Here is a 13296-nt window from a genome sequence, read left to right as displayed (position 1 = left end):
ATACGCAGCCACACGTACTTCGATCGTTCCCACGCTCCGCGTGGGAATGCATCCCGTGACGCTCCGCGTCACCCAAACGCAGAATAGTGGGACGCGGAGCGTCCTCGGCGGCATTCCCACGCAGAGTGTGGGAACGATCAGGGTGAGTCAGACCAGAATCGAGGTGCCGGTCATCTCTTTCGGCTTCTCCAGGCCCATCAGCTTGAGCATGGTGGGCGCCACATCCGCCAATACGCCGCCTTCACGCACTTTCAGGTCGCGTTTGCCAACATAGATGAACGGCACTGGCTCGGTGGTGTGGGCAGTGTGGGCCTGGCCGGTCGATTCGTCGGACATCTGCTCGCAGTTGCCGTGGTCGGCGGTGATCAGTGCTTCGCCGCCGACTTTTTCCAGAGCGTCGACGATGCGGCCGACACAGGTGTCCAGGCATTCCACAGCCTTGATCGCCGCTTCCAGGTTGCCGCTGTGGCCAACCATGTCGCCATTGGCGTAGTTGACCACGATCACGTCGTAACGCTGGTGGTCGATGGCATCGACGATCTTGTCGGTCACTTCCGGTGCGCTCATTTCCGGCTGCAGGTCGTAGGTGGCGACTTTCGGCGACGGGATCAGGATGCGTTCTTCGCCCGGGAACGGCTCTTCGCGGCCACCGGAGAAGAAGAACGTCACGTGGGCGTATTTCTCGGTTTCGGCGATGCGCAGCTGGGTCTTGCCGTTTTTCGCCAGATAGTCGCCCAGCACGTTGTCCAGGCTGCCCGGGGCAAATGCCGAAGGGGCCGGGATGTTGGCGGCGTATTGGGTCAGCATCACGAACTCGACCTTCGGCTGGCGCGAGCGCTCGAAATCCTTGAAGCCGTCGTCGACGAACACGTGGCTCAGCTCGCGGGCGCGGTCGGCGCGGAAGTTCATGAACACCACGGCGTCGCCGTCTTCCACTTTCACCGGCTCACCGATGGTGGTGGCTTTGACGAACTCATCGCTCTCGCCACGCTCGTAGGCAGCTTGCAGGCCGTCCTGTGCGGTGGCGGCGTTGAAGTCGGCCTGGCCGTTGACGATCAGGTTGTAAGCCTGGGACACGCGGTCCCAACGGTTGTCGCGGTCCATGGCGAAGTAACGACCCACCAGGCTGGCGATGCGGCCCTTGCCGAGGGCGGCGAAGGTGGCGTCCAGCAGTTCGATGGACGATTGCGCGCTTTTCGGCGGAGTGTCGCGGCCGTCGAGGAAGGCGTGCAGGTAGATCTTGTCGGCGCCGCGCTTGAAGGCCAGTTCGGCCATGGCGACCAGGTGATCCTGGTGGCTGTGAACGCCACCGTCGGAGAGCAGGCCCATGAAGTGCACGGCCTTGCCGGCTGCGACTGCCTTATCTACCGCCGCGCAGATAGTCGGGTTCTCGAAGAACTCGCCGTCGCGGATCGCTTTGGTCACACGGGTGAAGTCTTGGTATACCACTCGTCCGGCGCCGAGGTTCATGTGGCCGACTTCCGAGTTGCCCATCTGGCCGTCCGGCAAACCCACGTCCATGCCGGAACCGGAGATCAGGCCATTGGGAACGGTAGCGGTCAGGCGGTCCAGCACGGGCTTGTTGGCCGAATACACGGCGTTGTCGTGGTGGCTTTCACTGTGTCCGAAGCCATCGAGAATTATCAGGACCAAAGGTTTAGGCGTGGTAGTCATAGATCCTCTCGCGGCGCTAATAAGGAAGAGAATTGAAAAGTGAGTGGCAGTTTAAAGCGAAGTTCCCACCACGTCACCGCTTTACGGGGGTTGGCCCCCCCGGACGGCTGTGTATACTTACCGCCATTTTAACGCCCTGGAACCTCCTTGATGGTTGATCACCTGATTGCATTTGCCACTGCCCACTACCTGCTCGCGGGTGCCTTTGTCATCCTGCTGGCGCTGCTGATCGCTCATGAAATGAGCCGCGGTGGCCGCAGCCTGAGCACGTCGGAGCTGACCGCGCTGGTCAACAAGGATGAAGCCGTTGTCGTGGATATTCGCCCGGCCAAGGAATTTGCCGGCGGCCACATTGTTGGCGCCCTGAACATTCCGCAGGACAAGCTGATCGCACGCCTGGCCGAGCTGGAAAAATACAAAGCCAAGACCATCATCCTGGTCGACGCCCAAGGCCAGCACGCCGGCACCCACGCCCGCGAAATGCTCAAGACCGGTTTCACCGCCGCCAAACTGTCCGGCGGTATCGGCAGCTGGAAGGCCGATAATCTGCCGCTGGTGAAGTGATATGAGCCAGGTTGTCGTGTATTCCAGCGATTGGTGCCCTTACTGCATGCGGGCCAAGGCCTTGCTGGAGAAAAAGGGCATTGCCTTCGAAGAGATCAAGGTCGACGGCAAACCCCAGGTGCGTGCCGAAATGGCTCAGAAAGCGGGGCGCACGTCCGTGCCGCAGATCTGGATCGGCACCCGGCACGTCGGTGGCTGCGATGACCTGTTCGCCCTGGAGCGCGCCGGTAAACTCGATGCGCTGCTGCTCGTCTGACTCCTAAACCCTAAAGACCCCAAGATTAAGAAGGATCTGTGATGACTGACCAACAGAATACCGAAGCAGCAGAAGCCCAAGGCCCACAATTTTCGCTGCAGCGCATCTACGTTCGCGACCTGTCGTTCGAAGCGCCGAAAAGCCCGGCCATCTTCCGCCAGGAGTGGACCCCAAGCGTTGCCCTGGACCTGAACACCCGCCAGAAATCCTTGGAAGGCGACTTCCACGAAGTGGTACTGACCCTGTCGGTAACCGTCAAGAATGGCGAGGAAGTGGCCTTCATCGCTGAAGTGCAACAGGCCGGTATTTTCCTGATCCAGGGCCTGGACGAAGCGTCCATGAGCCACACCCTGGGCGCGTTCTGCCCGAACATCCTGTTCCCGTATGCCCGCGAGACCCTGGACAGCCTGGTCACCCGCGGCTCGTTCCCGGCGCTGATGCTGGCTCCGGTGAACTTCGATGCCCTGTACGCTCAAGAGCTGCAGCGCATGCAACAGGAAGGTTCGTCGACGGTTCAGTAATCTCGAACCCCGACGCAGAACCCAATGTGGGAGGGGGCTTGCCCCCGATGGCGGTGTATCAGTCACATAGATGTCGACTGACACTCCGCCATCGGGAGCAAGCCTCCTCCCACATTTGTTATGGGGGTTACTTGAAGCCCAGCTGGCGCCAGCCTTCGTAGACGGCAACGGCTACGGTGTTGGACAGGTTCAGGCTGCGGCAGCCCTCACGCATCGGCAGGCGCAGGCGGTGGCCGTCGGGCAGGGCGTCGAGCACCTCGGCCGGCAGGCCGCGGCTTTCCGGGCCGAACAGGAAGGCGTCGCCTTCGGCAAAACTGGCATCATGAAACGGCCGCGAGCCTTTGGTGGTGAACGCGAACAGGCGCGGGTGGCCCAGGCTTTCCAGGCAGCTGGCAAGGTCGGCGTGGCGCTTGAGGGTGGCGTACTCGTGGTAGTCCAACCCGGCGCGACGCAGGCGCTTGTCGTCCATGTCGAAGCCCAGCGGCTCGATCAAATGCAGGTGGCAGCCACTATTGGCGCACAGCCTGATAACGTTGCCGGTATTCGGCGGAATTTCTGGTTGAAAAAGGATGACGTGAAACATGCACGGCTCCGAAGGCAAAGATGCGTTGCATTCTACCCCTGAAGACGACCCAAGGCCGAAGCTATTGCCACGGGTCATGGGCTCTTTGGCGATTGTCGGCCTGATGATCGGCTTGATGATCGGCCGCCTGACCACACCCGACCCGGTCGAGTTGCAGCAGGTCGAGACCCGCGCGGATGGCATGGTGGTGTGGTTCAACAGCGAACCCAAGCTGCACGGCGAGCATATCGACGGCGCGGTGGCGTTGCTGTTCGACGCCCAGGGCAAGGCTGGCGGTGGGCAACTCAAGGTCAACGACAAGGATGTGAACTGGCGCGTGCGCAAGACCGATCGCGGCTTGCTGCTCAACCTGGTGGCCGCGCGACCGTTGCGTGGAGAGTGGAACGGGGGAAAAACCGACGGCCGCTGGCGGCTGGAGATCCATCTCCGGGAGGAATAAAAGAGGGAGTTCCCGGCCTGCCTGTACCAGGGCTCCCAAAACGGGTGTGGGGCACGATGCTGTTAGCATCAAGCGCCCCGGTGTAAAGAGGGGATTCTCGGCCTGCCTGTACCAACGTCCCCGAAACTGGGTTGTACAAGGGGTAATGCAGGGCGCGTGCCAGAACTTGTAATTTGTACCGAAAAAAGTCTCCAGAAAGCGAAAAGCCCCGAAATACGGGGCTTTGGTGTTTTTGGTTTTCAGATTTTTCTCAGCTTGGCTGAGATTTTAAGCATTGCATCTGTGCGCGATGACGGTTCGTGGTGCATTGAAGCGGTGCACGAAGATCGGGTTTGATCGTTCCCACGCTCCGCGTGGGAATGCATCCTGTGACGCTCCGCGTCATGACTCTAAAAGCGGACGCAGAGCGTCCAGGGCGGCATTCCCAGGCAGAGCGTGGGAACGATCAGAGACCTGATACTCAGCCTTCATCACCCTCATCATCATCCCCGCCATCGACCTTCATCCCCAGTTCCTTGATCTTGCGAGTCAGGGTATTGCGGCCCCAGCCCAGTAGCACGGCGGCGTCGCGGCGGCGGCCGGCGGTGTGCTTCAGGGCGGTTTCGATCATGATTCGCTCGAAGGCCGGCACAGCGCTGTCCAGCAGGTTCGACTGGCCACGTGCCAGGGCCTGATCAGCCCATTGGCGCAGCGCCTGCTCCCAGTTGGTCACGGGGGCCGAATCTTGCGGCAGGCTCAACAGCTCCGGCGGCAGATCACTGATATGCACTTCGCGTCCGGACGCCATCACGGTGATCCAGCGGCAGGTGTTCTCCAGCTGGCGCACGTTGCCGGGCCACGGCAGGTTCTTCAGGTATTCCTCGGTCTCGCTCTTGAGCAGCTTCGGTTCGACGGCCAGTTCCTGGGCTGCACGGCTGAGGAAGTGGCGGGCAAGGGTCGGGATGTCTTCACGGCGATCCGACATGCGTGGGATGTGGATACGGATGACGTTCAAGCGGTGGAACAAGTCCTCACGGAATTTGCCCGCGTGCACCAGGGTTTCCAGGTTCTGGTGGGTCGCGGCGATGATGCGCACGTCCACTTTGACGGGGGTATGCCCGCCGACACGGTAGAACTCACCATCGGCCAGCACGCGCAGCAAGCGCGTCTGGGTGTCGGCCGGCATGTCGCCGATTTCGTCGAGGAACAACGTGCCGCCATCGGCTTGTTCAAAGCGGCCACGGCGCAGGTTGGCGGCACCGGTGAAGGCACCTTTTTCATGGCCGAACAACTCGGACTCCATCAAGTCCTTCGGGATCGCCGCCATGTTCAGGGCGATGAACGGCGAGGCTGCCCGTGGGCTGTGACGGTGCAGGGCATGGGCCACCAGTTCTTTACCGGTGCCCGATTCGCCGTTGATCAGCACGGTGATGTTGGAATGGCTCAAGCGCCCGATGGCACGAAAGACTTCCTGCATCGCCGGCGCTTCACCGATGATTTCCGGAGTGCGGGTCAGGGTCGGCGGGGCTTCCTGGTTTTGCTGTTCCTGGGCGTGTTGGTTGGCGCGCTTGACCAGCGCCACCGCTTCGTCCACGTCGAACGGCTTGGGCAGATATTCAAAGGCGCCGCCCTGATAGGACGCGACAGCGCTGTCCAGGTCGGAGTGCGCCGTCATGATGATCACCGGCAAGCGCGGGTGCTGCTCGCGGATGCGTGCCAGCAAGTCCAGGCCACTGGCGCCGGGCATGCGGATGTCGGAGATGATCACGTCCGGCTGTTGGCGGGCCAGGCGGCTCATCACGCCGTCGGCGCTGTCGAAGCTCTGGGTGGCCATGCCTTCCTGTTGCAAGGCTTTTTCGAGGACCCAGCGGATAGAACGGTCGTCATCGACGATCCACACAGTTTCACTACGGCTCATGTCGATGGGGCTCCTTGTTCCAGTGGTAGAAAGATCGAGAAGGTGGTGTGGCCAGGATGGCTCTCACATTCGATCAGACCCTGGTGCTGGCTGATGATGTTCTGGGTAATGGCCAGGCCCAGCCCGGTACCGTCCGGGCGGCCGCTGACCATGGGAAAGAAGATGGTTTCCTGAAGTTCCGCCGGAATTCCGGGGCCGTTGTCGATGATTTCGACTTTGGTCACCAGGCGATGGCGCACATGCCCGATGGTGAACTGGCGCAGGGCACGGGTGCGCAGGCTGATGCGGCCCAGGCGCAGTTCGTTCTGGCTGCTGATGGCCTGCATGGCGTTGCGCACGATATTGAGCACCGCCTGGATCATCTGTTCGCGGTCGATCAATACGTCGGGAATGCTCGGGTCGTAGTCGCGTACCAGGGTGATACAGCCTTGGCTTTCGGCTTCCACGAGCTGGCAGACGCGCTCCAGGACTTCATGCACGTTGGTCAGCGCCAGCGACGGCAGCTTGTTGGAGCCGAGCATGCGGTCCACAAGGTTACGCAGGCGGTCGGCTTCTTCGATGATGACGTTGGTGTAGTCCTTGAGATGCTCCTCCGGCAACTCGCGGGCCAGCAACTGCGCCGCGCCGCGAATGCCGCCCAGCGGGTTCTTGATCTCATGGGCGAGGCCGCGCACCAGCATTTTGCTGGTTTCCTGCTTGGACAGTTGGGCCTCTTCCTTGGTGATGCGCAGCAGGCGGTCGCGAGGGTGTACTTCCAGCAGCAGCAAGGTGGCGCCGTTGCTCAGGATCGGGGTCACGGCGTAGTCGACGGTCAGCGTCTGGCCGGTGAGGGCGGTCAGCATCGCCTCGCGCTTGGTGAACGGGTGTGCCTGCTCCACTGCCTGGCGCAACGAGCTCAGGGCCTCGGCCGACTCGGTGAACAATTCGCTGATGAACTGCCCATGGCTGCGCTGGCCACTGATAGCCAGGAGCATCTCCGCCGCCGGGTTCATGTACTCAAGGCGCAGGTCGTCATTGAGCAGAATGGTTGCGGTGGTCAGGTTGTCGAGTAACAAACGGTGCAGTGCATCGCTGATGGTCATCAGGACCTCTTTTGGAGCAAGGCGCGGGCTTGAGGCACACGCTGATACCAGGAAAATGCAAAAACCAAACCAAGGCTCCGAAAAGAAGCGCGAAACCTCTGGAATGGGGGGTTAAGGCGCGAAACTGTGGCGTTCTGCCAGCTTGATCGTGAAGTTTCGAACCAAAATGGGCTGGACAGAGGGGAAGAGTGCAACCTGACGCACCAATATAGTGCTGTTTTGAAAGGTCCGTTCAGGAAAGCCAGGCGGCTTTCCTGGCGGTCAGCCTTTGAAGATGCACAGCTCAGCCGTGGCGCGAATCATCGCCAGTTGCCGCATTGGGTCGTTCAGTGGTTCATGGACGGCCTGTGCCAGCCATTGCGGGCACTGCGGGTCGGTGCGTTGCGGAGTGAAATCCGCCAGTTGCTGGAGCATGCGCTTTTGCAGTTCGTCCAGTCGTGGGCGAATCTGCTTTACCAGATCCGGGCGTGGCTCGTCGGGCGCCTTGCCCTGGAACTGCCAGTCGGACAGCAGGGTGTATTGCACCAGTTTGTTGGCTTCGATCTGCGCCGAGAAGAATTGCTCCGCCGCGTCAGGTGCCAGTTTGTAGGTCGGTGCCTGGGCGGCGACGCTGGCGATCACCTCTTGTTCGCGCTTCTTGTCTTCCACTGGCTTGTGGCTGTCCCATTTGCTCAGGGCGACCTGGTCAGCGATCTCCAGGCGTTCGGCGATGCTGTTGAGCAGTGGTTCCAGGGTGGGCGGCGCGGCGCTCGCACTGACACTGACGAATAACAGGGCTGACAAAAGTCTATGTTTCAACGCAGATCTCCTTGTGGGGGGGGGCTTGCTCCCGATGGGGCCTGTGAATACAGGTGCTGGCTGACACTCTGCCATCGGGAGCAGGCCCCCTCCCACATTTTTAATAAAACCGAGGCAAAAAAAGACCTCCCGAAGGAGGTCTTTTTCGTCATCACGCTACGTCAAGCAGCGCTACTGGATCAGCAGCTGTAGTACAGCTCGTATTCCAGTGGGTGTACGAAGGTGCGTACTTTGATTTCTTCTTCGCTTTTCAGCTCGATGTAGGCATCGATGAAGTCGTCGCTGAATACGCCGCCTTTGGTCAGGAACGCACGACCTTTGTCCAGCTCTTCCAGGGCTTCTTTCAGGCTGCCGCACACTTGTGGGATCTCTTTGGCCTCTTCAGGCGGCAGGTCGTACAAGTTTTTGTCGGCGGCATCGCCAGGGTGGATCTTGTTCTGGATACCGTCCAGGCCAGCCATTACCAGGGCAGCGAAGGCCAGGTATGGGTTGGCTGCCGGATCCGGGAAGCGGGCTTCGATACGGCGAGCGCGAGGGCTGGACACGTAAGGAATACGGATCGAAGCGGAACGGTTACGCGCCGAGTAGGCCAGCATCACCGGAGCTTCGAAGCCTGGGACCAGACGCTTGTAGGAGTTGGTCGACGGGTTGGTGAAGCCGTTCAGGGCCTTACCGTGCTTGATGATACCGCCGATGAAGTACAGGGCAGTGTCGGACAGGCCGGCATAACCTTCGCCGGCGAAGGTGTTCTTGCCTTCTTTGGCGATGGACAGGTGAACGTGCATACCCGAACCGTTATCGCCGTACAGTGGCTTAGGCATGAAGGTTGCGGTACGGCCGTAGGCGTCAGCCACGTTGTGTACGCAGTACTTCAGGGTCTGAACTTCGTCAGCCTTGGCAACCAGGGTGTTGAACTTCACACCGATTTCGTTCTGGCCGGCAGTCGCCACTTCGTGGTGGTGAACTTCGATGACCAGGCCCATTTCTTCCATGGCGTTGCACATGGAGGTACGGATTTCGTGGTCGTGGTCGAACGGCGGAACTGGGAAGTAGCCACCTTTGATACCTGGACGGTGGCCTTTGTTGCCGCCTTCCACGTCCTGGTCGGACATCCACGAACCTTGCTCGGAGAAGATCTTGAACATGGAGCCGGAGATGTCGGACTTGAACTTGACCGAATCAAAGATGAAGAATTCTGGCTCAGGGCCTACGAATACGGTGTCGCCGATACCGGTCGACTTCAGGTATTCCTCGGCACGCTTGGCGATCGCACGTGGGTCGCGGTCGTAGCCTTGCATGGTCGAAGGCTCGATCACATCGCAAACGAGGATCAGGGTTGGGTCTTCGGTGAACGGGTCGAGAACGGCAGTGCTGTCGTCCGGCATCAGGATCATGTCGGAGGCTTCGATGCCTTTCCAGCCGGCGATGGAGGAACCGTCGAACATTTTGCCTTCTTCGAAGAAAGCATCATCCAGCGCATCACGCGCCGGCATGGTCACGTGGTGCTGAGTACCTTTGGTGTCCGTGAAGCGCAGATCAATCCATTTAACGTCATGATCTTTGATGAGTTGAACCGACTTCGACATAGTGTCCTCCGGGTGGCTTCGGGCTGGGTAGTGGAGTTAGCCCTTAGAATGTGGGTGATGCCGGCGCGGATAGTCCGCCAAGGCAACCTGCCTCACAAGAGAGCAAATTGCATGCCAGTGCGCCAACATGGGTTTTCCGCTCCAAAAACGCCCCTATAAAGGTGCATTGCGACAAAAGCCTAGAAATTGCGCACCTCAATGTAGCGCAGAGGAGCGAAAATGCACCTTATTAGTGCATTGTGTGTGCTGTGTATATTAACTGGTTAAACCTTGAGCGATTTCCGCTATAATCCGCGCCCCCCTTTTTCAGCAGGCCCGGCGCGCGCTGTTTCCATGAAATTAATCGTTAAAGTCTTCCCCGAGATCACCATTAAAAGCCGACCGGTACGGACGCGTTTCATCCGTCAGTTGGCCAAGAACATCCGTGCCGTGCTCCGTGACCTGGACCCGGCTGTGGTGGTGAATGGCGTGTGGGACAATCTCGAGCTGGAAACCCGTGTCACCGACGCCAAGGCCTTGAAGGACATGACCGAGCGCCTGAGCTGCATGCCGGGCATCGCGCATTTCCTGCAGGTGGATGAATACCCGCTGGGCGACTTCGACGACATCACCGAAAAGTGCAAGCAGCACTACGGCAGTTCGCTTGAAGGCAAGATCTTTTCTGTGCGTTGCAAGCGTGCCGGCAAGCATCCGTTCAGCTCCATGGATGTCGAGAAATATGTCGGCAGCAAGCTGCGTCGTGAGTGCGGCGCAGCGGGAATTTCGCTGAAAACGCCGGAAATCGAAGTCCGAATCGAAATTCGCGACCAACGGTTGTTTGTCATCCACAGCCAGCACAACAGCATCGGCGGCTACCCGCTGGGCGCCCTGGAACAGACCCTGGTATTGATGTCCGGCGGTTTCGATTCCACGGTGGCGGCCTACCAGATCATGCGCCGCGGCCTGATGAGCCACTTCTGCTTCTTTAACCTGGGCGGGCGTGCACACGAATTGGGCGTGATGGAAGTTGCGCACTTTATCTGGAAGAAATACGGCAGCTCCCAACGCGTGCTATTTGTGAGCGTACCGTTCGAGGAAGTGCTGGGCGAAATTCTCGGCAAAGTCGATAACAGTCATATGGGCGTGGTATTGAAGCGTATGATGTTGCGCGCCGCGTCGAGCATTGCCGACCGTCTGCATATCGACGCGCTGGTGACCGGCGAGGCGATCTCCCAGGTTTCGAGCCAGACGCTGCCGAACCTGTCGCTGATCGATTGCGTGACCGAAAAGCTGGTATTGCGCCCGCTGATCGCCAGCCACAAGCAGGACATCATCGACCTGGCGCAAGAAATCGGCACCGCCGACTTTGCCAGGCACATGCCCGAGTACTGCGGGGTCATCTCGGTGAACCCCAAGACCCATGCCAAGCGCCACCGCGTGGAGCATGAAGAGAAAGAATTCGATATGGCCGTTCTGGAGCGTGCGCTCGAGAACGCCAAACTGGTGCCGATTGATCGCGTAATCGATGAATTGGGCCAGGATGTACAGATCGAAGAAGTCAGCGAGGCTCTGGCCGGCCAGATCGTCATCGACATCCGTCACCCGGATGCCGCTGAAGATGAACCGCTGGAAATTGCTGGCATCGACGTGCAAACGCTGCCGTTCTACGCACTGAACGCGCGTTTCAAGGAACTGGATGACAGCCGTCAGTACCTGCTGTATTGCGACAAAGGCGTGATGAGTCGCCTGCATGCCCACCATTTGCTCAGTGAGGGGCATGCCAATGTGCGCGTTTATCGACCGAGCTAAGAGCCCGGGGCTGTTTGCCTGTGGCCTGCGTCACCGGCCCCCCGACTCTGCCGTCAAGCTGTAACGGCAAGGCCTGACTCTATTGTTAATCGCTGCCACGACCTGTCAGCACACCGAATCCTCTGATCGAGATACACAAGTGATCGAAAATCTACGTAACATCGCCATCATTGCTCACGTTGACCATGGTAAAACCACCCTGGTAGACAAACTCCTGCGTCAATCCGGCACCCTGGAGCGCAACGAGCTCAACGACGAGCGCGTGATGGACTCCAACGACCAGGAAAAAGAGCGCGGTATTACCATCCTGGCAAAAAACACCGCCATCAACTGGAACGGCTACCACATCAACATCGTGGACACCCCGGGCCACGCCGACTTCGGCGGCGAAGTAGAACGCGTAATGTCGATGGTCGACTCCGTTCTGCTGCTGGTTGACGCTCAAGACGGCCCTATGCCGCAAACCCGTTTCGTGACCAAGAAGGCGTTCGAAGCCGGCCTGCGTCCGATCGTGTGCATCAACAAGGTTGACCGTCCAGGCGCGCGTCCGGACTGGGTTCTGGACCAGATCTTCGACCTGTTCGACAACCTGGGTGCCACCGAAGAACAGCTGGACTTCAAAGTCGTCTACGCCTCGGCCCTGAACGGTATTGCCGGTCTGGACCACAACGACATGGCTGAAGACATGACCCCGCTGTACCAGTCGATCGTCGACAACGTACCAGCGCCGGCTGTTGACCGTGACGGTCCGTTCCAGATGCAGATCTCCGCACTGGACTACAACAGCTTCCTGGGTGTTATCGGCGTTGGCCGTATCGCTCGTGGTCGCGTCAAGCCGAACACCCCGGTTGTGGCTATCAGCGCCGACGGCAAGAAGCGCAACGGTCGTATCCTGAAGCTGATGGGTCACCACGGCCTGCACCGCATCGACGTTGAAGAAGCGGCAGCCGGTGACATCGTGTGCATCAGCGGTATGGACTCGCTGTTCATCTCTGACACCTTGTGCCACCCGGATACTCCGGAGGCGATGAAGCCTCTGACCGTTGACGAGCCAACCGTTTCCATGACCTTCCAGGTAAACGACTCGCCTTTCTGCGGTAAAGAAGGCAAGTTCGTGACCTCCCGTAACATCAAGGAGCGTCTGGACAAAGAGCTGCTGTACAACGTTGCACTGCGCGTTGAAGAAGGCGACTCGGCTGACAAGTTCAAGGTTTCCGGCCGTGGTGAGCTGCACCTCTCGGTACTGATCGAAACCATGCGTCGCGAAGGCTTCGAAATGGGTGTTGGTCGTCCTGAAGTGATCATCCGTCAGGTTGACGGCGTGAAGCAGGAACCGTTCGAAAACGTCACCATCGACACCCCTGAAGAATCCCAGGGCAAGGTCATGGAAGAGATGGGCCTGCGTAAGGGCGACCTGACCAACATGGTGCCGGATGGCAAAGGCCGTGTGCGTCTGGAATACAACATCCCTGCTCGTGGTCTGATCGGTTTCCGTAACCAGTTCCTGACCCTGACCAACGGTGCTGGCATCCTGACCTCGATCTTCGATCGCTACGACACCATGAAGTCCGGCGACATGTCCGGCCGTCAGAACGGTGTTCTGGTATCGGTAGAAACCGGCAAGGCGCTGACCTACTCCCTGGAAACCCTCCAGGCACGTGGCAAGCTGTTCGTTGAACACGGTCAAGAGATCTACAACGGCCAGATCGTTGGTCTGAACAGCCGTGACAACGACATGGGCGTCAACCCAACCAAAGGCAAGAAGCTCGACAACATGCGTGCTTCGGGTAAAGACGAAACCATCGCCCTGGTTCCACCTGTTCGCTTCACCCTGGAACAGGCTCTGGAATTCATCCAGGACGACGAGCTGTGCGAAGTTACACCTAAGTCGATCCGTCTGCGCAAGAAGATCCTGGACGAAGGCGAGCGTACCCGCGCTGCCAAGAAAGCCAAGAACTGAGTTAGCTCAGGCTGAATAAAAACGCCCCCGGTCGAAAGGCCGGGGGCGTTTTTTTATGCCTGATCGTTCCCACGCTCTGCGTGGGAATGCCTCTTGGGACGCTCTGCGTCCCATCAAGAGCGGACGCAGAGCGTCCAGGGATGCGTTC

12 protein-coding genes are annotated in these 13296 nt (G+C 59.5%); 6 read left to right on the top strand and 6 right to left on the bottom strand.

Annotated features, from left to right (window positions below; all coding sequences use genetic code 11):
- Positions 1-147 precede the first annotated feature (147 nt).
- The gene (gene gpmI, locus MJP36_RS00435; RefSeq protein WP_060754606.1) at positions 148-1674 is read right to left on the bottom strand and encodes a 2,3-bisphosphoglycerate-independent phosphoglycerate mutase; all 1527 of its coding nucleotides are present in this window, start codon (positions 1672-1674) and stop codon (positions 148-150) included.
- Between the two features lie 150 nt (positions 1675-1824).
- Here gpmI and MJP36_RS00430 point away from each other — a divergent pair, with 150 nt between their 5' ends.
- From MJP36_RS00430 to secB, 3 genes are read left to right on the top strand one after another with little or no spacing between them, the layout of a single operon-like run.
- Positions 1825-2238 carry a rhodanese-like domain-containing protein gene (locus MJP36_RS00430; protein ID WP_060754605.1) on the top strand — a complete coding sequence of 138 codons (414 nt, stop codon included), beginning with the start codon at positions 1825-1827 and terminating at the stop codon, positions 2236-2238.
- 1 nt (position 2239) lies between these two features.
- Positions 2240-2494 carry a glutaredoxin 3 gene (gene grxC / locus MJP36_RS00425; RefSeq protein ID WP_060754604.1) on the top strand — a complete coding sequence of 85 codons (255 nt, stop codon included), beginning with the start codon at positions 2240-2242 and terminating at the stop codon, positions 2492-2494.
- A gap of 41 nt (positions 2495-2535) precedes the next feature.
- Positions 2536-3015 (top strand): protein-export chaperone SecB, encoded by a 480-nt coding sequence (secB, locus tag MJP36_RS00420; protein WP_090367361.1) that lies wholly within the window; start codon positions 2536-2538, stop codon positions 3013-3015.
- A gap of 127 nt (positions 3016-3142) precedes the next feature.
- Here secB and MJP36_RS00415 read toward each other — a convergent pair whose 3' ends face one another.
- Positions 3143-3598, bottom strand: a complete 456-nt coding sequence (locus tag MJP36_RS00415) for a tRNA (cytidine(34)-2'-O)-methyltransferase (RefSeq protein WP_003171120.1) — start codon at positions 3596-3598, stop codon at positions 3143-3145.
- Here MJP36_RS00415 and MJP36_RS00410 point away from each other — a divergent pair.
- Positions 3597-4037: a hypothetical protein gene (locus MJP36_RS00410; protein ID WP_090367358.1), complete on the top strand. Its 441-nt coding sequence runs from the start codon at positions 3597-3599 to the stop codon at positions 4035-4037. The genes MJP36_RS00415 and MJP36_RS00410 overlap by 2 nt on opposite strands.
- Before the next feature lie 460 nt (positions 4038-4497).
- On the opposite strand, the gene ntrC is transcribed toward MJP36_RS00410, so the two are convergent.
- The 4 genes from ntrC to glnA all read right to left on the bottom strand — a co-directional run bounded on the left by ntrC (position 4498) and on the right by glnA (position 9400).
- Positions 4498-5934 (bottom strand): nitrogen regulation protein NR(I), encoded by a 1437-nt coding sequence (ntrC, locus tag MJP36_RS00405; RefSeq protein ID WP_060754601.1) that lies wholly within the window; start codon positions 5932-5934, stop codon positions 4498-4500.
- A complete protein-coding gene (gene glnL, locus MJP36_RS00400; protein WP_060754600.1) occupies positions 5931-7016 on the bottom strand; it encodes a nitrogen regulation protein NR(II) in 1086 nt (361 codons plus the stop codon). The genes ntrC and glnL overlap by 4 nt, the downstream gene beginning before the upstream one ends.
- 261 nt (positions 7017-7277) lie before the next feature.
- Positions 7278-7814 carry a chorismate mutase gene (locus MJP36_RS00395; protein WP_244384600.1) on the bottom strand — a complete coding sequence of 179 codons (537 nt, stop codon included), beginning with the start codon at positions 7812-7814 and terminating at the stop codon, positions 7278-7280.
- A 179-nt stretch (positions 7815-7993) separates the two neighbouring features.
- On the bottom strand, positions 7994-9400 hold the full coding sequence (gene glnA / locus MJP36_RS00390) for a glutamate--ammonia ligase (RefSeq protein WP_060754598.1): 1407 nt from the start codon (positions 9398-9400) through the stop codon (positions 7994-7996).
- A 333-nt stretch (positions 9401-9733) separates the two neighbouring features.
- Here glnA and thiI point away from each other — a divergent pair, with 333 nt between their 5' ends.
- Both thiI and typA read left to right on the top strand, forming a co-directional pair.
- Complete coding sequence (gene thiI, locus MJP36_RS00385) at positions 9734-11188, top strand: tRNA uracil 4-sulfurtransferase ThiI (protein WP_060754597.1); 1455 nt, start codon at positions 9734-9736, stop codon at positions 11186-11188.
- A gap of 139 nt (positions 11189-11327) precedes the next feature.
- Positions 11328-13148, top strand: coding sequence for a translational GTPase TypA (gene typA / locus MJP36_RS00380; protein ID WP_060754596.1), 1821 nt, complete (start codon positions 11328-11330; stop codon positions 13146-13148).
- Positions 13149-13296 lie beyond the last annotated feature (148 nt).

Source organism: Pseudomonas palleroniana, from assembly GCF_022836895.1.
In the GTDB taxonomy this organism is placed as follows: domain Bacteria; phylum Pseudomonadota; class Gammaproteobacteria; order Pseudomonadales; family Pseudomonadaceae; genus Aquipseudomonas; species Aquipseudomonas palleroniana.
This window is presented reverse-complemented; position numbering and strand designations above follow the sequence as displayed.

Excerpts from the sequence above, each read along its gene's own strand:
- gpmI (WP_060754606.1), bottom strand. The coding sequence starts at position 1,674 with ATGACTACCACGCCTAAACCTTTGGTCCTGATAATTCTCGATGGCTTC.
- MJP36_RS00430 (WP_060754605.1), top strand. The coding sequence starts at position 1,825 with ATGGTTGATCACCTGATTGCATTTGCCACTGCCCACTACCTGCTCGCG.
- grxC (WP_060754604.1), top strand. The coding sequence starts at position 2,240 with ATGAGCCAGGTTGTCGTGTATTCCAGCGATTGGTGCCCTTACTGCATG.
- secB (WP_090367361.1), top strand. The coding sequence starts at position 2,536 with ATGACTGACCAACAGAATACCGAAGCAGCAGAAGCCCAAGGCCCACAA.
- MJP36_RS00410 (WP_090367358.1), top strand. The coding sequence starts at position 3,597 with ATGCACGGCTCCGAAGGCAAAGATGCGTTGCATTCTACCCCTGAAGAC.
- MJP36_RS00415 (WP_003171120.1), bottom strand. The coding sequence starts at position 3,598 with ATGTTTCACGTCATCCTTTTTCAACCAGAAATTCCGCCGAATACCGGC.
- ntrC (WP_060754601.1), bottom strand. The coding sequence starts at position 5,934 with ATGAGCCGTAGTGAAACTGTGTGGATCGTCGATGACGACCGTTCTATC.
- glnL (WP_060754600.1), bottom strand. The coding sequence starts at position 7,016 with ATGACCATCAGCGATGCACTGCACCGTTTGTTACTCGACAACCTGACC.
- glnA (WP_060754598.1), bottom strand. The coding sequence starts at position 9,400 with ATGTCGAAGTCGGTTCAACTCATCAAAGATCATGACGTTAAATGGATT.
- thiI (WP_060754597.1), top strand. The coding sequence starts at position 9,734 with ATGAAATTAATCGTTAAAGTCTTCCCCGAGATCACCATTAAAAGCCGA.